Annotated in this window: 18 protein-coding genes and 1 pseudogene; 9 read left to right on the forward strand and 10 right to left on the reverse strand. The window is 46.6% G+C overall.

All coding sequences use genetic code 11. The features are described 5' to 3' along the window. Window positions 1-57 precede the first annotated feature (57 nt). From QUB14_RS19745 to QUB14_RS19770, 6 genes are all read right to left on the reverse strand, one after another. Entirely contained in the window at window positions 58-1,272 is a 1,215-nt protein-coding gene (locus QUB14_RS19745) for an FAD-dependent oxidoreductase (RefSeq protein ID WP_333218720.1), read from the reverse strand. Window positions 1,273-1,646: 374 nt separating this feature from the next. Further along, the gene (locus tag QUB14_RS19750; RefSeq protein ID WP_333218719.1) at window positions 1,647-3,179 is read right to left on the reverse strand and encodes an NAD(P)/FAD-dependent oxidoreductase; all 1,533 of its coding nucleotides are present in this window, start codon (window positions 3,177-3,179) and stop codon (window positions 1,647-1,649) included. Between the two features lie 301 nt (window positions 3,180-3,480). Then, the gene (locus QUB14_RS19755; protein ID WP_333218718.1) at window positions 3,481-3,966 is read right to left on the reverse strand and encodes a CRR6 family NdhI maturation factor; all 486 of its coding nucleotides are present in this window, start codon (window positions 3,964-3,966) and stop codon (window positions 3,481-3,483) included. A 212-nt stretch (window positions 3,967-4,178) separates the two neighbouring features. Continuing rightward, complete coding sequence (locus tag QUB14_RS19760) at window positions 4,179-6,107, reverse strand: DUF3685 domain-containing protein (protein WP_333218717.1); 1,929 nt, start codon at window positions 6,105-6,107, stop codon at window positions 4,179-4,181. A gap of 47 nt (window positions 6,108-6,154) precedes the next feature. Further along, entirely contained in the window at window positions 6,155-8,377 is a 2,223-nt protein-coding gene (locus QUB14_RS19765; protein WP_333218716.1) for a hypothetical protein, read from the reverse strand. 746 nt (window positions 8,378-9,123) lie between these two features. Further along, entirely contained in the window at window positions 9,124-9,588 is a 465-nt protein-coding gene (locus QUB14_RS19770) for a transcriptional repressor (protein ID WP_190656145.1), read from the reverse strand. Window positions 9,589-9,708: 120 nt separating this feature from the next. Between QUB14_RS19770 and QUB14_RS19775 the strand changes: the two genes are divergently transcribed. Continuing rightward, on the forward strand, window positions 9,709-9,834 hold the full coding sequence (locus tag QUB14_RS19775) for a hypothetical protein (protein ID WP_333218715.1): 126 nt from the start codon (window positions 9,709-9,711) through the stop codon (window positions 9,832-9,834). Here the strand turns inward: QUB14_RS19775 and QUB14_RS19780 are convergent. Together QUB14_RS19780 and QUB14_RS19785 are read right to left on the reverse strand one after the other, a co-directional pair. Then, window positions 9,818-10,876, reverse strand: a complete 1,059-nt coding sequence (locus tag QUB14_RS19780; protein WP_333218714.1) for an Hpt domain-containing protein — start codon at window positions 10,874-10,876, stop codon at window positions 9,818-9,820. The two genes, QUB14_RS19775 and QUB14_RS19780, sit on opposite strands and share 17 nt — an antisense overlap. Before the next feature lie 82 nt (window positions 10,877-10,958). Beyond that, window positions 10,959-11,228 (reverse strand): hypothetical protein, encoded by a 270-nt coding sequence (locus tag QUB14_RS19785; protein ID WP_445251881.1) that lies wholly within the window; start codon window positions 11,226-11,228, stop codon window positions 10,959-10,961. A 254-nt stretch (window positions 11,229-11,482) separates the two neighbouring features. Here QUB14_RS19785 and QUB14_RS19790 point away from each other — a divergent pair, with 254 nt between their 5' ends. The 7 genes and pseudogenes from QUB14_RS19790 to QUB14_RS19815 all read left to right on the forward strand — a co-directional run bounded on the left by QUB14_RS19790 (window position 11,483) and on the right by QUB14_RS19815 (window position 15,911). Continuing rightward, the gene (locus QUB14_RS19790) at window positions 11,483-11,743 is read left to right on the forward strand and encodes a sulfiredoxin (RefSeq protein ID WP_333218712.1); all 261 of its coding nucleotides are present in this window, start codon (window positions 11,483-11,485) and stop codon (window positions 11,741-11,743) included. A 95-nt stretch (window positions 11,744-11,838) separates the two neighbouring features. Then, window positions 11,839-12,387 (forward strand): DNA starvation/stationary phase protection protein Dps, encoded by a 549-nt coding sequence (gene dps / locus QUB14_RS19795; RefSeq protein WP_333218711.1) that lies wholly within the window; start codon window positions 11,839-11,841, stop codon window positions 12,385-12,387. Between the two features lie 78 nt (window positions 12,388-12,465). Then, window positions 12,466-13,170 carry a helix-turn-helix domain-containing protein gene (locus tag QUB14_RS19800; RefSeq protein ID WP_333218710.1) on the forward strand — a complete coding sequence of 235 codons (705 nt, stop codon included), beginning with the start codon at window positions 12,466-12,468 and terminating at the stop codon, window positions 13,168-13,170. A 51-nt stretch (window positions 13,171-13,221) separates the two neighbouring features. After that, window positions 13,222-13,665 (forward strand): hypothetical protein, encoded by a 444-nt coding sequence (locus QUB14_RS19805; RefSeq protein ID WP_333218709.1) that lies wholly within the window; start codon window positions 13,222-13,224, stop codon window positions 13,663-13,665. A 189-nt stretch (window positions 13,666-13,854) separates the two neighbouring features. Then, a pseudogene (locus tag QUB14_RS28780) lies at window positions 13,855-14,085 on the forward strand (type IV pilin-like G/H family protein); the annotation flags it as partial. A gap of 78 nt (window positions 14,086-14,163) precedes the next feature. Next, window positions 14,164-15,264: an MFS transporter gene (locus QUB14_RS19810; RefSeq protein WP_333218708.1), complete on the forward strand. Its 1,101-nt coding sequence runs from the start codon at window positions 14,164-14,166 to the stop codon at window positions 15,262-15,264. 320 nt (window positions 15,265-15,584) lie between these two features. Continuing rightward, window positions 15,585-15,911, forward strand: a complete 327-nt coding sequence (locus QUB14_RS19815; protein WP_006632013.1) for an STAS domain-containing protein — start codon at window positions 15,585-15,587, stop codon at window positions 15,909-15,911. A gap of 56 nt (window positions 15,912-15,967) precedes the next feature. Here QUB14_RS19815 and QUB14_RS19820 read toward each other — a convergent pair whose 3' ends face one another. After that, window positions 15,968-17,104 (reverse strand): SpoIIE family protein phosphatase, encoded by a 1,137-nt coding sequence (locus QUB14_RS19820; protein WP_333218707.1) that lies wholly within the window; start codon window positions 17,102-17,104, stop codon window positions 15,968-15,970. 432 nt (window positions 17,105-17,536) lie between these two features. On the opposite strand from QUB14_RS19820, the gene QUB14_RS19825 reads away from it, so the two are divergent. Then, window positions 17,537-18,016: an anti-sigma regulatory factor gene (locus tag QUB14_RS19825; RefSeq protein WP_333218706.1), complete on the forward strand. Its 480-nt coding sequence runs from the start codon at window positions 17,537-17,539 to the stop codon at window positions 18,014-18,016. 340 nt (window positions 18,017-18,356) lie between these two features. On the opposite strand, the gene QUB14_RS19830 is transcribed toward QUB14_RS19825, so the two are convergent. Next, complete coding sequence (locus tag QUB14_RS19830; RefSeq protein ID WP_333218705.1) at window positions 18,357-21,065, reverse strand: hypothetical protein; 2,709 nt, start codon at window positions 21,063-21,065, stop codon at window positions 18,357-18,359. Window positions 21,066-21,313 lie beyond the last annotated feature (248 nt).

Raw genomic sequence — 21,313 nt, forward strand, 5'->3', positions numbered from 1 at the left:
TTGCACCGGCAAGAAATTTACTGATATTTGCGAGAGTTTGTAGCATGACCATTAAGCTCACCCAATTAATTTCGCGACTCGCAAAGCAGAGGTAATGGCTCCTTCGTGCAAACCATCACCCAAATAAGCTCCTGCATGATAAGTGTTGTTTTCGCCATTAGTCTCGATAACTTCATTTCGATAGCGAAAAGACTCGACATTATATAGCGGCGTGTGATGTTTCTGAATGTGAATAATGTCTTTTTTGGCGATCGACTCCTCCAGGTGAAAAGCTAAACTGTACTCTCGTGGCGATGAGATGCCGCAAAGCTGATTCAAGCTCGCATTATATCCCCATCCCTTGTCCGTCTCGAAAAAATCAAATTCTGATAACTTGCGGATACCGTAGCGATCGTACATTGATGTATCCGAATGCAGCACAGTCGTTGCATAATTGGCTTTCCACGCCGAAAACCGCTTCGTTTCCGCCTCCGTCGGATCGGACAACAGCCTCATCACTTGGTCTGGTGGCATCGCAAAAACCACCTTATCAAATTCCTGGATTTCCCCATCAGAAAGCACAATTTTTACAGCATCCGCACTTCTAAAAATATTGGCAATCTCCACATTTAGCAGTATATCGCCCTTAAATCGCTCCAAAATCTTTTCAATGTAAGAATACACCCCGCCTTTAATCCTCACCCAGTTGACCGAGGCATATTCGCGTAGAACAGGCATCGCTAACTCTGCCGGAAAATTGTCGAGCAATTCAAACGGTATCGAGTAGCTGTACATTGTCAGCAACTTCAGCCAATAATTGCGGACGCACGAGCTTTTCAAAGACTCCGAAAGCGGCACATCGTAGAAATCGTGCTGTTTAGCAAACCGCATTTTTAAAATAAATGCAGCCGAACGAGCGTAGAGACTATCAAGTCGCAAATACTCGATCAGGCGTTGGATTCCGGTGAAATTCTTTTGGATAGAAACCGCAGACAAAAAGTGAGTGCCATCTTTAAAAAACAGCGCTGAACCAATCTGCACGGGTTCTAATTCAACGCCTAGCTCCTGCATAAAAGCCGCGAAATTGTAAAACACAGTGGGAAATTCTAGCACCCCATTTTCTAATATTTCATTGCACTCAGATTGATTTGGCGCAACATTTTTGTTAAGCGTCCGAATGTGTCCGCCTAAAATCGGCTGCTTTTCCAACACAGTGACGTGATGCCCCTGTTTATCGAGCCAGTAGGCTGCTGCCATACCGCTCGCTCCGCCCCCAACAATTGCAATTCTCATAGTTCACTCCTAGATTGATAGAAGGAAGAAGGAAGAAGGAAGAAGGAAGAAGGAAGAAGGAAGTTCGGCAACGGATTGTGTAACGGATGTAACGGATGTAACGGATGTCAGTCCGATGTCCGTCGGAAGAAGGAAGAAGGAAGAAATTCTCGTTTCCAGGTTCTACCTGGAAACGCATTTCAGTCTTGCTGTGCCTCGTCATTTTTAAGATGAGGCAGAGCCTCCAGAAATTCATTCCTTGGCAGAGCCCAGGAACGAGATAATGAGAGCAGAAACGAGAGATTTTTTAGATGAGGCAGAGCAAGAGTGAAATTCATTCCTTGGCTTTGCCAAGGAACGAGAGAAACAGGAAAATAACCAATTGCCAATTTTCCTTAGCCTAAAATCGCATCGCCGGATAAACGTTGATAAAGCAGCGCCCCCGTCCAAAATGTCGGTGCAAAGCCTGGATAGCCCGAGGAGGCGTTGCAGAAATAGAAATTGTTGAGGGATGTTTCATGATTTAGTCGATCGACCCCCATATTGCGCGGCGTCAGGCTGGAACCGTAGGAATTACCGTTAGGACACCAACAGAAGCGCTCGTTAGTCGTCGGACTTCCGGTAACATGAAAGACCATGTGTTTGCGGAAATTCGGAACATAGTGTTTTTCAACTACATCTAAAATCGAGTCCAGAATCTCTTGTTTCTTCTGTCTGTAAGCTTTGCGATCGCTATCCCAAAGCTGTTTAAAATAGCTGTAATTAGCAACAGTCAGAAATTCGACAATTTGACAATCTTCTGGACAATCCCCCCGCGCTTCCGTCAGTAAAGTTGGCGTTGTAATGGCAAAGCTCGGACGAGAAAAATCATTTTGCTCATACATTTGAGCAAAAGCTTCATTTAGATCCAGGTGTTCCGAATGAAACGTATTCCACTTGCCAAATCCATAGTCTCGGAGATCGATATCTTTGACAACGCAGTACACCATGTAGTTAGATGCAGAATACTCATAGTTGAGTTTCTGCCGCACTTTTTTAGAGAACAGTTCCTCTCCAATCATCTTGGCCGCTCTTTTCGGGTCAAGGTTGCAAATCACCGTGTCGCCCGTGAATTCATGGGTTTGATGGGTGGTCAAATCCATCGCTTCAACACCAGTTACTGTTCTGTTTGTTACCCTAAAATTCGTGACTTCATGGTTTAGTAGAACTTTCCCCCCGTTGGATTCAATGACTTTAACTAAAGAATTGATGACATCTTCAAAATGCTGCGTCGGGTAAAATGCACCTTCTTGATAGCCTCTAAATAAAGCAATCCAAGCATAGAAAGAAAGCTGATTTGGAGGCAGCAAAAAGTCCGGCCATTGCAGGGCTAATAGGGTTTGGGCGGCTTGCGGGAGTTGGAACTTGTCGAAAACGTCCTGAAGTGTACTGTTGAGGTGTTGGACGGCACAGAATACGTCACCGAAATTTTTGAGCAATTCAATTGGTTTGACGGGAGGAGCGAGTTTTCTGAGTCCCTCGCCGGTTTTCTCGACTTCGTTGACGAATTGGCGAATTCTCTCGCCGGCTTCGGGAAACAGCGCCGACAATCTGCGGATCAGTTCCTCTGGTTCCGAGGGAATATCCAGCGCATACCCAGGCATTCTCATGTGGTCGTAGCCATTCGGATCGTACCGTTCAAAGGTGACATCTCGATCGAGACCGAGTTTTTTGAGAACTCGATTGACTGTATGTCCTTCGCCGCAGTCCCAAACGTAGTGGAATTGGGCATTAAAGGTGTATTTTTTGGCCATCGTAAAGGTGTGACCAAAGCCTCCGGGATGCTCGTGAGCTTCGAGGATGTGTACGGTTTTGCCGGAGTTTGCCATCAAAGCTCCGAAAACCAGTGCTGATAAACCACTGCCGACGATGAGGTAATCTGTTTTCATGGGAAATTTCCTCGATCGATTGAATCGGGCGATCGTTGTCTATTTAAACTAACTCTCAATTCTGAGAAAATTGTGAAGTCCAGCAACAATTTTTTGAGGCGCGCTGGTTTAACGATGGTATTAAAGTCTGATGGCGGTTGCTGTTAAGCTTAATTAAGCTGTGGTGGATGGAACTTATAGCTGCGGAGGCGGACTGGAAAGCCCGCCCCACAAGGGCAGAAATCGGGTTTATACCTTTGTTTTTAGTCTTAAGCTAGAGTAGTCTACCTCATAGGAGTATGTTAATTAGAGGCGCGATCGCTTATTTGTGCGGTACAATCACATCAAAAAAAGCATCCTCCAAATCATAACCAAACATCTGCGACATCGCCATCAACTTCGATTTACTGGGAATTCCCTGCTGATTCAACCAATCAGTCAACACAAAAATTTTGTTCATCAAAAACATTTCCAAAGCTTCAGGATTGTACTGAATACCTTGAGTGCGGTGGAACTGGTGCGGCACCAACATCGCCGCATAGCGCGCCAATTCTCCCGCTTTCCAATCCAGCAAAAATGGCAGCCAAGGATAACAAGCATCCAAGCGAATAAACCACAGCCGCACTTCGGGAATTTCCGAAATTTCTCGCGGATCTAACTCTTCGCGCGGATACTCAATTTCAAATTGTAGCTGTTGTTCGTTTTGGGCGATCGCTCCTTCGGCCAGCCACTTTTCAATCACAGTCCGCACCGGAGACAAATCTAAACTGTTTATGCGATCTGCATCTATCGCTATCATAATACTCATAAAATTTCAACCTTATAGCATTAAGTTTTATCTATAATACCACCAATCACCAATCACCAATTATATCAAATCCCTTAACTTCCCTACACCAGAACTCTTGCACGCATTCGCAAAATATTTTGAAAAGCATCGGCGTCAATCCCGGTTAATCTGCGGTTTCGGCCTTACCTCAAAGATTTATGCAAGATTTTCTACTACTCGTTGCCCAACCATCACCCATTTTTCCCAAACTTGCTATCCTGCAAAGAATTACCAATCCCCTGGATAATTCCCCGCCCGATCAAACCAATTCCCCGCCCTATAACCTGAGTCAAAACGTAAACAACCCCAGCACCCAACAGCGAAATAACCGCGCGAACTCTAGGTGCGATCGCATCCCTGGTTTCCAGCAGCAAAGTCAAGGCTAACTGCCACCCAGAAAGCTGTGCTAACTCCAGATTTCGCGGAGAATAAATAGAAATTTTCTTAATTCCAGAATCGCCTAAAACAAACAGCCAAAACCTACTTTCAAAAATAGCTTTTGGTTCCCCAAAATATCTATCCCAGCTATATCTCCACGACAAATCATTCCGAAATCTCTCAATTTCTCGCGTCGAAATCAACTTACCATCGTAAAAAATTTGCTTGATTTCTTCAATATTTGCCAAATTATTTAGTAGAGGCTGTACCACTCCGCTAGCAACTTGTATTGCCAAATTTTCCAACAAAGCTTCAGCTCGCTGCATTGCTGCCGGGCTGCCAGAAACACAAGAAATATTGTCAACTGTTAGAGGAATTTCAAATAGCAAATGTGCAAAAAAATCAACTGTCATCGGTATTTTGTCAAGAATTTCTGCTGCAACTACATCAGCATCTGCCAGCAGCATTGGCACAACTTCTACGCCGCTGCTTGCCAATAGATAAGCAGCGCTTCCCTCTTGACTTTCTCCCAGTTTTAAGCTTGCTTGACTGCCATCAAACACCCGAGTTTCTCCCGTTTGCAGTGTATAGTATCTGCCAAAAAAATCTATGATTGTCGCCTCCCACAAATCCCGTAAAATAGCAGGCATTTTTTGCGACAATTGAGTTGGCTGCACTTGCGAAAAGCGCAATTCCTCCAGCAAATCCTTTAACTTCCGCAGGATGGAACTCATCAATTCACGCTTTTTGGGCGATCGCAAAATATCGATTTCCAAAGGCAAGCCAGTCAAATTCACCAACTCAAACTGCAATTTAGCCGCCACCGAGTCAAACAAGCTACCTTGCCAATTAGTTGCAACCACCAAAGATGCAGCCGAAACTTGGGAATTCGCTAATTGCGATTGAGAATTATTTAACAGATTCTCGCTTCTAATTTCTTCTTTCTCCCCTCTGCCTTCTGCCCTCTGCCTTCTGCCTTCTGCCTTCTCCCCTTTTCCTTCAAATAATAACTGACTGACAATCCAGCGAGCTGCCAGCAATTCTCTGCGGCGCCCGCTGAGTACAACCCCATCTAAAATAGAGGGCAAATCTGTCGGCTCTGCGGCTCTGATCTCTTGCAAATCAGCTTGGACAACCGCCAAAGTTGCATCTATTTCCCGTAGTCCAGACTGACAAAAATAAGCCAGCATTTTTTTGTGTACTGGCGTATCAATTGTCCGATCATCTGCATTTTTATCTGCAATTGCTGCGGAGTTTTCTACTGTTTGAACCCCCGCTGCATTTATTTCTATTCCGGAGTTAGCTGCCGTATCCGTCGCCCAATAAGTGCGACCCGATGCCACCGTGCGAATAGCTTCGATTGTCAGGGAAATATCTCTACCTTTAGGACAATAGCCATTCGCGCCCGTAGCCTGTACCTGGACCAACAGCTCCGGTGCCAGCGGCCCGCCTAGCAGCAACAGGGGCAGGTTGGGGTACAAACTTTTGAGTTCGCGACAAAATGCCAGCGCCTCTGTTTGACCCGATCGCAAATTTAAAGTCTCAACAGCCAAAATTACCAAATCTGCGGGTTTCTTGGCTGCTACCGATTCGATCGAGCGAGCTTCTAGAACTCGCAAAGCTTCGGTTCCCCTTGAAACCTCTGCGACAACTTGCAAGTCTGGATACTGCTCGCAAGCGACTCGCAGCCCCAGCCGGAAAATGGGGTCGCTATCGATCGTCAGCAGTTGGAAATTACTCACTTGATTTTAGATTGGAGATTTTAGAGCTCGATCGCGCGAAAACCCAATTACTCGGGGAGCAAATTACCATCAGGAGGCCCAGCCGATTCTGGAATCGAGGGCGGCGCTGGTTCCGGAGCCGGAGCCGGAGGAGGAGCTGGTTCCGGTTCCGGAGCCGGGGCCTCTTGTCTCGCGGGCGGATAGTAAGGTTCCGGCTCTGGAGCGGGCGGATAGTAAGGTTCCGGTTCCGGCTCCCGGGCGGGCGGATAGTAAGGTTCCGGCTCGGGAGCGGGCGGATAGTAAGGTTCCGGCTCGGGAGCCGGGGCCTCTTGTCTCGCGGGCGGATAGTAAGGCTCGGGAGCCGGCGCATACTCCTCCTGTTGCGGAGCTGGCGCGTACTCCTGTTCCGGAGCTGGCGCATACTCCTGTTCCGGAGCTGGCGCATACTCCTGTTCCGGAGCTGGCGCGTACTCGCGAGCGGGTTCCGGTGGCGGTGCAGTATTGGCTCTAAGTTCGGCACTCCAGCGCCCGATCGCACCTGCCGCCTCTGAATACAGCGCCCTACCGTAACCGATTTGGGAAGCCGTATCGATCGCCGCTCCTAGACTGCCTTGAGACGCCAATTCCAAAGCTCGATCCAGAATCGGTCTGTCTTGAGCAACTTGCAGTTCGCTCACCCACTGATAGACATTATCCTGAGCTTTCGCGTACAAAGTCCTACCGCTCTTAATTGCCGAAGCTTTTTCAATAGCAGCACTAAGTTTTCCTTGCTTCGCCAGGGCTATAGCTTCATCCAACAAAGGCTGATCTTGAATAACTTCTATGCGTTTCGTCCACTGAGCCAAGAGAGTTTGCGCCTCTATCCTGCGGGGGCGGTTTAGAGCGATCAGGAGTAGCTGAGCCATGCCGCCCTTGAGTCCTTCAACCGTTTGCGGTTCTGCCAACTGCTTCGCCAGAGTCAGAAAAGATTGGTCTTCGATCCGCTGAATTTCCCGACGCCAAGCAGCCACCAAAGTTTGAGCGTGAACCCGCCGCGGCTGCTTAAGTCCGATGGTTTGCGCTTGCTCGATCGCGAGTGCAAACGTCCCTATCTGACCGACACTAGCGATCGTGCTCGCCACTTGCAGGCGCAGCAAATCTTGAAACTGCACCTGCAAATTTTCAATTTGAACTTGAGCTTGCTTGTACAGAGGGCGACCCGGAGCAATTTGGCTAGCAGCCCCCTGCCCTTCCAGCAAGCTAAAAATGTGTTGCGGCAGCGGAGTTGATATCGACTGGTTCCACGTCACTGCCTGAGCCCTACCCAACTGCATCAAATCTTGAGCTTCCGCAAACAGCGGCGAATCCTGCGGCACCACAGAAGCAGCCTCGATCGCCCCCGGCAGGTCTTTCGCCCCCAACCGCTTAGTAGCCATTGCCAGCAAAGTCCGGCTCCAGCCCTCAATTTCCTTCTCAGCTTTAGCGCGGGCAAAAAGCTGCGGGTCTATTTTACGAGCCAGGACGATCGCCTCAGCGAATTTTTGCGGAGTTCCCTCCGTCGCCAAATCTCTAGCCTCTTGCAAGCGCTGCCAGCCGTTTCTTTCCAAAGAAATCTGCTGGATCAGCTCGTTGTACCGTTTCTGACTCCAGAAAATATTTTCCAGCTTGAACAGAGCTTGAGCATAATCCCAAGCCTTCCTTAAATCCTCACTTTTCAAAGCTGCTAGGGCTGTATCGTAGAGTTTTTGGCCCTCCTGCCAATTTTTTTCCCAAGCAGTAACAGCCTCCTGTACCTCGGGGTAAGACGGACTGGTTTTCGGAATTTTCGCCACAATCTCCAGAGCACCCTTCAAATCGCCCCTCTCAATTTTTGCCCTGGCAAACCCCAGAATGGCTTTCGACCATTCTCCTATCAAATGTTGACCTTGCGAGTATAGCGGATGTTCTTTCGGCCAAGCCTGCACCAATGCCATTGCCGATTCTAGCTGTTCTAGCTTGCCCGACTTAGCAGCTTGTTGAGCGCAGTAAAGTCGCTCTCCGTCCGCCGCCAGCGGCGACAGTTGCTGGCAATTCGGCGGTGGCGGCATCGTCAGCAACCACAGAAATGCAGCGGCACCGGTTACTCCAAATCCCACCAGGAGACTCAGCCAGATAAGCTGCCACTGCCAAAAAGTTCTTTTTCCCTCTGTCGGCAGCGCCGTTACTGAGGAACTCGCATCGCCTGTCGCCTCTGCACTGAACTGTGCCGTCGGTTTAGGGGATGGGTTGTATTGCGGTGGTGTGTGGAATTGGTCAGATTGTCGTCTCGCCATTACTTCAGCCTGTCCTGTAATGCGCACTCTTCATGTGACACTCCCACATCAAATCTATAGATTGTGATGTCGGCTTCTGACTCCTGTTAAGGAGATCGAGAACTTCCTTCAAGGTACTGGCAATCTTTCCCTCTACGGCGTTTTATAGTGAGGTTCGTGTCTGGCCCCACTGGTTGCTTCCGAGTATTTTAGGCTCTCGAAGCACGTAAATCATACCAGTTATCAAACAGTTATTGACAGATCCCGGGGCCGTTTAGCAGAAAAAACAGTATAAAGCCCCGTCATTCCATCAATTTTAGATTTTAGATTTTAGATTTTAGATTTTAAAATTGACTCTGCACATGAATTGTGGGAGGGATTCAACTAAGCTCTCATATTAAATCCGGGTCAGAAATTCCACTATCGGACTCAGCGGTTGAAACCGCAACTGCACAAACTTTGCTCCGCTCCAAGCCCATTAAAAAATAAAGGGGGTATAAAGCCGGATTTGGTCTACACTTTTACCTGTAGGGGGTAGGATTGATTTTTTGGGTTTAGTCGTAAATTTTATTCCCGATCGCCAAACTTGCCGATCGAGTTTCATTTTTCTGTTTTCCTTTTTTTCTACTGTTTTTTATACTGTGCCGAATTCCGGCGGGCGACGCAAAAAAACCGATCGAGCGCAGCTAAATACTTGAATCATTTTATACGATCGACCGGCCGCTCACAAAGCTCTGTTTTGCTTCCAACAGCGGCGGCTTTATCGGTTACGAAGCCTTTGGCGTATCGCTGACACTCGATGCTTGCGTAGCGGACTCGGCCGAGCGATATCCGTAGAAATCTATCCGGTAGTCTACAATTCTGACACCTGTTTGCTGTTGGATTTGCTCGATCAAGTCGATCGGCAATTCCACATGAACGTCCAGAATCTGAGCCGTATCAAGACAATTGACGTGAGAGTGAGAGTCGCTGACATTGCCGTACAAGCGTCCCTCCGAGCGTTCTATGCACTCAATAATCCCTTCTCTCGACAAAGCTTCTAGATTTTGATAGACAGAAGTATGACCGATCGAATGCGCTTGTTTGTTGAGGCGATCGTAAATTTCGCGAGCCGAGAGGTGTTCTTTTGCCTCCCACAAAAGTTCTAGAATAAATCGACGCTGGCGGCTCAAGCGCATTCCCATCGCCTGACAGCGGTTTAAAGCATCTTCTAATGAACGTATTGGTTTCACAGCTACCGCCTTATAAAGCCTGCTCGATTTTTAATTCTGGTACAATATTGCACGCCTACATATCCACTAATTCTAACGCAGGGTTGCCCAACAGTAGAAGGTAGAGCGCAAAAATCTCGAATGAGTGAATTTTTTCGAGTTGCTGCTCAACGAGCGGCTGCCAGCACCCACCAGAAAATTATCCGCCTCACAAATATTGCTTTGACTCTATCTTCTACTGCAACACCTCCTAGTTCGAGGATTTGATGGCGTTAACCAGTAACTTGGCAATTTCCGAGAGTTGCTTTTTGTTGAAAGTTTTGAGCAAAAGCTTGACTACCGCCTTCGGTTCGGCTGGAAGTGCTACTTGCTTCGACGCGGCTGCTGGGGCTGCTGCGGCGCTTGTCTCTGCTGGTTTTGGGCTTGCTGCCAAAAGTAGCAAATTTTTACTCGGAACGATCGTCTTGACTTTCCCCCCTTGTACTAAATCGCCAGCTTCCTTGAGTTCTTTGATAATCAGCGGAGCTAAGACTTTATAAGAGTTTTTGGGATTAACGATCGCTGCTCTAGCGGTTTTTACTAAATTTTGCCAAGTCTCTATTTTACCTCCCAACTTATAGAGGCGAACGCACACAGCCGTTAACTCAGAGCGACTAGCAGCCGATTCTTTCTGCTTGAACACCTGCAACATTTCTTTGAGTAAAGTCATCACTTCAACAGCAAAATTCGCCGGCACAGCGCCCGCTGTTGGAGCGGCGGGCGTACCAGACCCAGCAGCCTGCACTTTGCCCGACCCCAATTTATTGAGGTGAGTTTCCAGTTGAGCAAAAACAGGCATCACCTGCTGCACGAGTTTTTCTCCCTCCTCATTCCTCAAGCCGAAAGGCCCCTCCAGTCGCCCCAGCAAGTCCTTAAGCGTATCAACTCCCTTTAAAAATAGGGATTCTGCCGTTTGGTCAACCTGCTTGACGGGCCCGTCCTTGAGCACCTTAAAACAATCTTCCAAGCGGTGAGCGGTTGTTTTAATACTATCTAAGCCGAGCATAGCCGCCCCTCCTTTCACGGAATGGGCGGCTCGAAACATCTCTTGGACGCTTTCGGGGTCTTTCATCGTGGACTTTAAATCCACTAAACCATTTTCTAGAGTATCGAGGTGCTCCTTAGCCTCCTCTATAAACAAACGCATAATTCGGTCTTGCTGATCTGACACGACAGTCCTCCTAACAATCTCAGCACCCTCCAGAAAGCACCCTCTTCGCGGGAGAAAACGCGACTCCTGGCTAAAGTCGGAAGCTCCCATGCAAAACATTCTAGCCTGCCTCAGCTAGCAGACTCAAAATACTGGTGTCGGGGCAATCTTAGCCCTAAAACTGGTGCGGTGGAGATTGAGCCTAGAGTTCTGAGGGAGTATCTGGAGCGACTTCAATACCCATTCCTTGTTTCATCATCTGCTGAGCTGTAATCAAGTCGCTTAACTCCTTGACTTCGACGCCTATGTCTTGGCAAGCCTTTTTCAGTTCCCGCTCGAAGGTGTTGAGGTCGCCTCCGTAGCCGCAAAGGTTCGCGGCTGTGGCGATTCCTTGTTGGGCGTTAGCTTTGGCGCAGTCGATCAATTCAATGCCTTTGAGGGGTTGGGAGGATGCCATAATTTCAAGCCACAATTTATCTTTTCTCCCACTGTAGCTAGAAGGTTGAGGTCGATCGATCTATCGAAAGGCATGAAAAATCCTATCTGTACTGCGTGTTACCAATTCATACTTCTTTTTTGGGATTGCCTGCCAAGATAGCAGTAGTTGAGATTTTCTAACCCCCATATTCCCCGCAGAAACCAGGTTTTTGCGTAAGTCCTCATATTTATTGACAACACGAAGTCATAACGAGTATGATTTAAAAAGAAGCAAAACAGACCAACGCCATGAGGATCGAAGAAATACGCCTCAACCAGATTCGCCGCCCCCTGCCGCGAGTCAACGACCAAACCAAAGTAGCCGCCCTCATGGAATCCATCCGCGAGGTAGGTTTAAACGAACCCATCGATGTGCTAGAAGTAGATGGTCAGTATTACGGATTTTCCGGCTGCCACCGATACGAAGCTTGCCAGCGTCTCGGTTTAGAAACTATCCGCTGTAAAGTACGCCGAGCTACCCGTGCCGTGTTGCAGATGCACTTAGCCTGAGCCTCTCAACAGAAATTCACAACAGTCAAATATTCTCTCGCCCAAAGCTTTCTAAGATCTTCGATCGACAATCACTAATAACAAGCTAAAAACCTATGACTACCAACAATCACAAACAACATCTTTACCCCACCCGCATCGATATGTCAGCCGCCACCCGCTCTCAAGTAGTGGGGCTGCTAAACGCCACGCTGGCAACGACTCTGGACTTAAAAACTCAAGTCAAGCAAGCTCACTGGAACGTTAAAGGCATGGACTTCTACCAGTTGCACTTGCTGTTTGACGAAATGGCCACAGAACTCGAAGAATACATCGACTTGGTTGCCGAACGGGTCACAGCTTTGGGCGGTTTGGCTGTAGGAACAGCCCGCACAGCGGCTGCTGATTCGATTTTGCCAGAATTTCCTTTCGACATTATAGACGGCAAAGAATACGTGACGGCTTTGGCCGATCGCTACGCACCCTACGCCCAACACCTGCGAGTCGCCATCGACAAAACAGACGAACTCGGCGATGCCGATACAGCGGATCTGTACACCGAAATTTCGCGGGCAATTGACAAGCGTTTGTGGTTCCTAGAAGCGCATTTGCAAGGTTCTGCGACAACTGCAACAGCCGCCCGGGAAAAAGTAGCCGTCAAATAGCAAGCTTTCAATAATTGAACTTGCATCGGAATAAATTGCGAAAGTCTTGTGGGGCGGGCTGTTGGGTCCGCCCCAAAAATGTATTTCGTTAATGCTCCTGACAGCTTAGGATCGAGAATATGTCCATTTATTAATTTGGATGAGTTTTTCGTGGCAGCTAATATTCCAGATTATTCTCCTCAACTGCAACGCCTGATGCAACAGGCGGGGCTTTCGAGCGATCGAGAACTCAGCCAAAAAGCAGGAGTTCCCGAAATTCAGGTCATCCGCCTGCGTCGCGGCTTAGCTTTGCAAACCCGAGCCGACATCCTGCTCAAAATTAGTCAAGCTTTGCAAATTTCCTTAAATGAACTGCTCGCAACCTTGGCGCCAGACTATGTAGAGTTAGAACAGGCACCACCGACAGCCCTAGAACAAGAATATCAGCGCCTGCAAGCTGCGATCGAACAGCAGCGAGAATCTTTGCTGCAGGAATTCCAGCTCTCCTGCGTGCAAATTTTAGAATCTTGGATGTTGCAGTGGCCGACTGCTGCGAGCAAAGCTCAGGAAAATCACAACTTGCGGGCTCAGAAACTACTACCCTTGCTGCGGCCCGTCGAGCAGTTATTGGAGCATTGGGGAGTGGAGTCGATCGCCCCAGTTGGAGCCGAGATTCCCTACAACCCCCAACAGCACCAGCTCATGGAAGGAACAGCCGAGCCCGGAGAACCCGTCAAAGTCCGCTACACAGGCTACAGACAAGGCGACAAACTCCTCTACCGCGCCAAAGTTAGCTTGGTTTGAGCTATTGTAATTTGTCAATTAGTTGTCATTCTGAATAACAAGGAGAACCCAATGTCTCAACTAATTGTAGCCGATATGGCGGCCCCTGTCGTTGTCTCACAAACTGGTAATATCTGGGTTTTTGTCAGCATTATTCCCGTTGAGATGCTAGTTATTTTTTTGTGTTTGAAATCGTCGGAAATTGCTATGGGTTTTTCCAGGCTGTTCGTCGCAGTTTTAGTGGCAAATATTGCTACCTCTATTGTAGGACTTCCTCTTTTATTATTTAACGATCCGTTTTCTCTAGATGGGAGTGCAATAATAATTTTACTAATTAGCTTCCTGCTTTCTTTTTATATTGAATCTGTAATTTATAGCATTTTTTTTAAAAATAAAAAGATTCATAGCATTTTTTTCAAAACTAAAAAGATTCCGAGAGGCAAAATCGTCCTATTTTCTTTCCTCAGCAATTTGGCGAGTTACATAATTCTTTCCTTAGCCCTTATTTCTAGTTGAGGCTATAACAATGGTGGAAGTCCATTTGTAACATCTAATCCTCTAATGATATCCTGGGAAGTTAGAAGTGACATACGAAGTTATATTAGCTGGCAGAGAAATTTCTACTATGAGAAAACCGCTTGACTAATAATTGGGAATAATTAAAATTACGCAAAAAAAAAAACTAGATATGGATGTTATCGATATGATTTTCAGGGAGATGCAACGAAAGCTAATTTTACAGCCACGAGCAAAATAAAGGATCTCAAAAGTTACCAAGTTACAATATTTATTGTTAAATACAAGGACAATGACAAATTCATTCAAGGCATTTGTGAAACTGAAAAGCCATCTATGAAAGCTCCTGAGATATCGCAATTGGTTGATGGTGCTTTTCAATGTCCTCCTGGTTCCTCAGATAAAAGCGATCGATTTTGATTGCGCGACCGATAAGAAATCGACGGCGCAAAGAAACGAGGTTTATGACCAAAACTGTCAAGTGCTATATCTAATCCAATGCCAAACTATCAACATAAATTTCGGTTGCACCAACCAACTATTTACCTTTCTGCTATTTCCCTCTCCTTAATTCTTGGTATTGCTCACGGTTTAGCTGATGCAGCCGCGGGGTTTGTGTTAGGAAGTTTGCCCCGCACGATGTCTTTAGAGCAAGCAAGTTGGCTGATTATTCTCTACAACATTCTGGGTTTTGGGTATCAGCCATTGGCGGGAATGCTGACCGATAAATTCCAACGTCCTCGTCTAGCTGTTTTGGGGGGATTGTTTTCGCTTTTATTGGCATTAGCGATCGCTCAATGGCATTTTCAACTAGCTGTAATTTTAGCAGGAATTGGTTCGGCGGCTTTTCATGTAGGTGGCGGCGCTTTAGCATTAACTGCTACTCCTAATCGTACTACTGGTCCGGGAATTTTTGCCGCACCCGGAGTGATCGGTTTAACATTAGGTGGTGCGTGGGGATGGACGGGTTACAAAGTTAGCTTGCCGATAGTAATACTACTCGGTTTAATGATGGCGATCGTTGCCATAATTGACTTGTCAAAATATGATATGTTCTCCCATGACCAGGCTCTCTCTGGGAAGGAAAAAATCGAATATATCCAATTAGATGACTCGGTTTTATTGGTACTACTAAGCGCGATCGCGCTCACTTCCACCGTCTGGACTAGCTTCCAGTTCCTCTTACAAAGGCATCTCTATCAGCTCGTTGCGATCGCCTTTGTCGCCGGTATTGCCAAAGTCTTTGGCGGTATTCTCGCACAGCGCTGGGGCTGGAGGCGCTACACAATTGTTTCCCTCACAATGGCCGCAGTTTTATTATTATTTTATCCACCAAATTACCTCACTTTAATTCTTGGTTTAGCACTACTCCAGTCGAGTATTCCTGTCACCCTCGCCGCCACAGCCAAAATTATGCCACAACAGCCAGCCACAGCCACAGGTTTTGCACTCGGACTCGCAATTATTGTGGGCGGTATTCCAGTGATGGGTGGTTTGAGCCAGCTCGCTGGCATACCGGCTGTTTCCGCTTTGATTGTTATGGTATCTGCTCTGTCGCTGTGGTGGGTGTTGAAATCGAAAATTATGCTAAGTCGATGAAAAGTCGAAGATGTCAATCTCCCCCTATGGAATGCAGACAGCCCCAATACCTATAAATTCAGTCGCAAACGTATCCATTGTGGACTTTACCGCACAGCTATTGGGTGGGCAGTCAACGCCGATGCTAAGGGCGCTCTGAAGATATTGAGGAAGCATACAACTAAGCTGAATCAGTTTCTTGGACTGTTTAGAGGCTGCTGGGCGCTGCCTTTAAGAGTGAAAATGTCTTAGAAATCCCACTCTATTATTTGGATCGGAGTCCATCTCGCAGCTATACTAGCCTAGTCTGGCTAGAAATTCTGACATTCCCACCGCAAAATATGAGTCCTGTAGTTAAAATTATTCAGCCCTCTGGCATTTTAGACGGCACCAAGGCAAGTCAATTCCGCCAAGAGATTAGCGACCTAGTGGAAGCGGGAGCCGATGTGGTATTGATAGACTTCACTGATGTGACATTTATGGATAGTTCTGGTTTAGGCGCTTTAGTCTTGGCGCTCAAAACAGTCCGGGCCGCTGGGAGTCAATTAGTTGTCTGTTCTATCAACGAGCAAATCCGCATCTTATTTGAACTCACCAGCATGGATCGAGTTTTCGAGATATTTCCGACCCGCGATGCTTTTAATAGCAAAATTCCTTCAACTAACTAAATCTTTGGGCTGCTGCCTTCTTGCTATTTTGTCGCAGATGCAATGCAAGAAGTCAGCTAGCCAAAGTTTACCTTGAGTAAAGACCAATCATCATCAAAAACTGCTTTAGCGTTCAACTTTTGAATGTAGTTCAAAACCAGCTCTAACTGGTCGGCACTTGCACCGTTGTAAGCTGCTAACAGGTCGACGAAAGGGTCAAGCCCCCAGATATTGCCGTCAGGTTGGTGGATCTCGTATACCCCGTCGCTAAAGATGTAGAGAGTGCTCAAATCCTCGACATCGCAGCAATTATCGACATAGGGGGCGTCGGGGAACATCCCGACAGGCATTCCGGGGGTTTTTAATCGCTGGATTTTAGCAGTGCTCGCAGGGGACTGGGAAATCAACACGGCCGGTGGATGGCCGGCGCTGGCATAAACTAGCTGGCGAGAAATGCGGTTGTAAACGCCATACCAGATGGTGAAATACTTGTCATTTTGGTAGCTCATCTGGAAGGTGGTGTTCAGGGCGCGCAAAACGTCGCTGGGTTTGTAGTAGTCTATGTTGGGGAGCGCGCGCGATCGCAGCAAATTCAGCACTGCCACAGAAGGCAGCGCCGCCCGCAAACCGTGACCGGCTACGTCGAGCAAGTAAATCGCCAAATAATCGGCATCTAGCCAGTTGTAGTCGAAGCAATCTCCCCCCAACTGCCGGGAGGGAATAAATTTTGCCTCAATGCTGATAGGTTCCGTCATCGGATCTGGCAGCAGCGATTGCACGTACTCGGCCGCCTCGGCTAACTCTGCTTCCAGACTTTGCTTGGCTATTTTTAAATCTCGGCTGAGTTGGTGCAGCCTCAATCCCGCGCGTACTCTCGCCTGTAACTCGTTGAGTTCGATCGGCTTCGAGATAAAATCGTCGGCACCTGCGTCGAGGCCTTTGACTCGATCGGCGATCGAACCCAAAGAAGTCAACAAAAAGAATTGTGTAGTTGACAGATCCGGATCTGCCTTAACTCGACGGCAGACATCGATGCCGGTCAAGCGCGGCATGATCCAATCGCAAATTATCAGGGCCGGACGCAATTTTTGCGCCTGGGCTACACCGTCTTCGCCATTGCTTGCTACTGTTACTTCGTAACCCTGTTTTTTCAGGGTTCTTCTCAGCAGTTCTTGAACAGCCGTATCATCGTCAATAACCAGAATTTGAAACATGGGCACTTAGGTACTACAAGTTTTTCAAGGTCTGGGGGTCATTTAAAATATATCCTGTCAGCGCCCTTGTCTGAGATTGAGTATAGTTGATTGACATCGCTTTCGAGGTAATTGCTTTTGAGGGCGGGTCGTTGAGTTCAATTTACGTTAAAATTTGATGGAAATTTGGCGCGATCGAACTTCACTCAGTTTATACTCAGAATATAAATTTTTATAGACTTTTATTTGCCACAGGCGGTGGTTGACATGAGAATGCTATTTATGGTATAGTGGCTAGCCGATGAGTGGATTAGACATTGATCCACGGCCCACCAAAGCTAGTATCCTCAAACTACCATTCAATTTGGCCGCCGTTATACTTGGTCTCGTTGTATTTTATCTGGTTGTATTTTGTCTCGTTGTATTTTGCCCACGGGCCGATGAAGAACTTCTGTGGTGAGCGTGATTGAATTAAAGGGTTCCGAAAAGTTGCCGATGCTAAAAAAAGCGGATCTTCAAGTCAATACAGGTCTGAATGGATTAAGCTGGGTTTTGTCGTGGTTTGGACAATTGTACGACTCGCGAATTCCTACAAGTGTGTGGATAAGGTGTCAGTTGGCTTTGGCTGAGGGTTTTACGAATGCGGTGCGTCACGCCCACAAGGGCAAACCAGCGGATTTGCCTGTTGACATTCAGGTGGCTGTGTTCGCTGAATCTTTAGAGATTAAAATTTGGGACTCGGGCGATCCGTTTGATTTAGAGAAAAAAATCAAAGATATTTCGGAAAAAGTCGATATTCACTCTCCGGGCGGGCGGGGTCTAAAATTAATCAAAGACATCGCAGACAGTATTAGTTACGAGAGAATGGCTGATGGCCGGAACTGTTTGTCGATCGTCAAAAATTATTCGCCCTGTATCGACGATCGAAAATAACACTAATATTTGTAGCGGGTAAGGGTTGAGGGTAGCCCCTCAACTCTTCCCTAATAACCCTGCGTGACTGTTAAGCTGCTACGCAGCTTACGATCTTTTGATTTGACTGCACCGCCCTAGACAGTGGCAATTCCCATAGCATCGGTATTCCCGATTCTTCGGTACTTAGTCTGCTAAAATATTATCGCACTGCCGTATGAAGCCGGTTAACTGGCAAATGAGGTAATCTCGGTGAGAATTTCTATTGGCTTAGATTTTCTCAAACGCTTCACAGGCTGGGATGAGGCAGAAGTCTGATTTTTTATTTGAGCAAATTAGTTTGCTTGTAATCTGGGTAAGATTAACGAGAGAGCGGATTAGCTGGAGAACCAATGCGAAAAAGGATCGTAAAAACATTATCATTCAATAATAAACGATTCCCAAAAACATCATCACCATAATCATATTGCTTCTTTTGCCAATTGAGGGATAGGGTAGGACTGTTGTAGTTATTTTCCAGTTGCCAACTTACACTAGCACCGTAGAGAGAGCGAGTTGAGTTTTTATCGATGGGGGCGATATAACCAGACAGAGTGAGAGTGCTTAGAGGACGGATGGTTAACTCAACGAGTAAGCGATCGTCGTAGGAATTGGGTAGGATATCACCAAAATAGTTGGTCAAACCCAGAGAAATAATTCCCCAATTTACGCGAGCGCTAACGGCAACTTCACTAGCTGGTGAAATACTAAGTACATCACCAATTCTTGTTTCTCGATCGAGAGCATAATTAAAGCCAGTTGATAAGGTTAAATTTGCCTGCCTACTGAAGCGAAAGGTTTTGGCTACACTCCCCCAAAGTTGGCTGTAATAATCGCGATCGGGGTTGAGATAACCAATCGCACCGCCGCGAAAACTCCAATTGTTTAGCGTGTTTCTCGTGTAATCAGCACCGAGGTAGAGTTTGGGCTTTTCTGAAGCAATCACACCCGTATAGTATCGCAGGATATCTTCGCCTCCTGTCCAGTTTCCGGTAAAGCTGAGATGAGGATAGTAAGAGGTTTTTTCCCCATAGATACTTTCTCTAACAAAGTTGACATCTTGCTGTAAAAAGCTTAAATAAACTTGGGCATAAAAATTCTGCAAATTGGCCGTAGAATACTGATTTTGGTTAACCGCAGAGAATAACTGTACATTGGTATTTGCTCCACCTTCTGCACCAGCATCCACAAGGGTGACTTGTGGCCCTGTTGGATCGTAAAAGATTCGACCATCTTCAATATTGCGATCGATCACGGGAGAAAGACCGAGCCAAAGGCTGTTATAATTCGCTCTAGGAACTTGATTTAAGCTGGTGACATTAGGCGTTAAACTTTCTGCCCGTCCGAGTCCGGCGGAATATATCGTAAAACTACTGGTGGGTAAACGAGTATTATTAGCTGCTAAAAATAAGTTGCGGTTGATATTAGTATTAACTGGATTTTTACTGCCTTCTAGGTCAGGAATGAGATCGGGTAAAAATTGCGCCCCCGCTTGAATTGCCGTATTGAGCCAGCGATTTTCATCATCAACAAAGAGAGTAAATCCTCGAATAGTCCGCCCTAAAACGGCTTCTCTATCATTGGCTTTAACAACTTGACGAACTCGGGAAACAGTACCTGCAATCGTATAGTCAATTTCTTCTTTTCTCTCAAGTTTTGTTTTTTGGGATTGGCTGTTTCCCGGATAAGCACCCGAATTGGGAAAATAAAAATCGACGCCAATCGGTTGACTGCTGGTTCCCCCTTGAAAGCCGGGAATCTGCATAAAAGCCAAAGTTTCCGGTTTGACAACTTCCCCAACCTGAGACGTTTGAAAGACGCGGGTAGGTACGAAAAACTCGGGATCTATACTATTGCGATCGATAACTAAACCTGGGGTATAAGTACATTGTTGGTCACTGGGAGTATTGGGAAAAATACAAGCCGCCGTTAAACTCATTTGAATTTCTAACCCCGTCATGGTTTGGGGTGCGGTAGTTGTGGTTGTAATTGTTCGTTCTAGGGGAACAGTCCGCAGTTGCAAATAAGTGCCTTTTTGGTCTACTCTATAAATATTATTTCTGCTTAAGCTTTCACTGACTCGACTGTTAAGTTTGAGAGTGCCATTAAAAAAAATCTCGCTGTCTGTGGTGTCAGCAAAAGTATGGAAACCACTAAACTCCCATTCAGTTAGATGGCTGATAGGAATGTCATTGAGAAGTAAATTGGTCGTGAAGGGGCTAATTTTTTCGTCTGGAGCGATTCGAGGTGGAATAATGTAATCGGGGTCAGTAGATGGCGCAGGAGGTTGGGGCAATCCGTTAGGATTATTAGTTGATGGGGGTTTTGTGGGTTCAGGTTCCGAGGCTAAATTTGGGGATGAGGGTTCCAAGTCTGTAGCATAAGTAGACCAGTTGGGTGTTTCTGATAAAGAGGTGGCTTCTGGAAGGTCGGAAACACTTGGAGCGCTTCGAGATGGAATAATGTAATCGGGGTCACTAGATGGCACAGAAGGTTGGGGCAATCCGTTAGGATTATTAGTTGATTGGGGTTCTGTGGGTTCAGGTTTAGATGCTAAATTTTGGGATGAGGGTTCCAGGTTTGTAGCATAAGTAGACCTGTTGGGTGTTTCTGATAAAGAGGTGGCTTCTGGAAGGTCGGAAACACTTGGAGCGCTTCGAGGTGGAATAATGTAATCGGGGTCAGTAGATGGCGCAGAAGGTTGGGCCAATCCGGTAGGATTATTAGTTGATTGGGGTTCTGTGGGTTCAGGTTCAGAGGCTAAATTTGGGGATGAGGGTTCCAAGTTTGTAGCATAAGTAAACCAGTTGGGTTTTTCTGATAAAGGGGTGGTTTCTGGAAGGTCGGAAATACTCGCAGCAGAGGAATCGAGTTGATTGGATTTGTCGAGTAAATTGGAGCGAGTTTCTGCTATAGCTGGGGTTGAGTAAGCGATGCTCAGGAGAGTCAAACCGACGAGAATACTACCATTGTATGCTGTTGAGAGGAACCCAGTAGGATTAACGATAAATTTGAGGGGGTTAATTATCATTACAAGCGCAGCAATTAGGCATTAAATATATCTGTTAATACAGTAATTATACGCTGATATCCTGATAATTTAATATTTCTTAAATCTATGGCGTTAATATTTTTCTATAGCGCGTATAAATCATTAGTACAAATATGTAGGGGTAGTGCCCCCGTGCCTACCCCCCACGAATGGGGGCAACCAGGGAGAGTTTGCCGCTACAAGAATTACAGAATTCATTTAGGCTCGCTATAGATGGAATAAAAAAA

The sequence above is a fragment of the Microcoleus sp. B3-D2 genome, from assembly GCF_036705345.1.
Lineage (GTDB): Bacteria > Cyanobacteriota > Cyanobacteriia > Cyanobacteriales > Microcoleaceae > Microcoleus.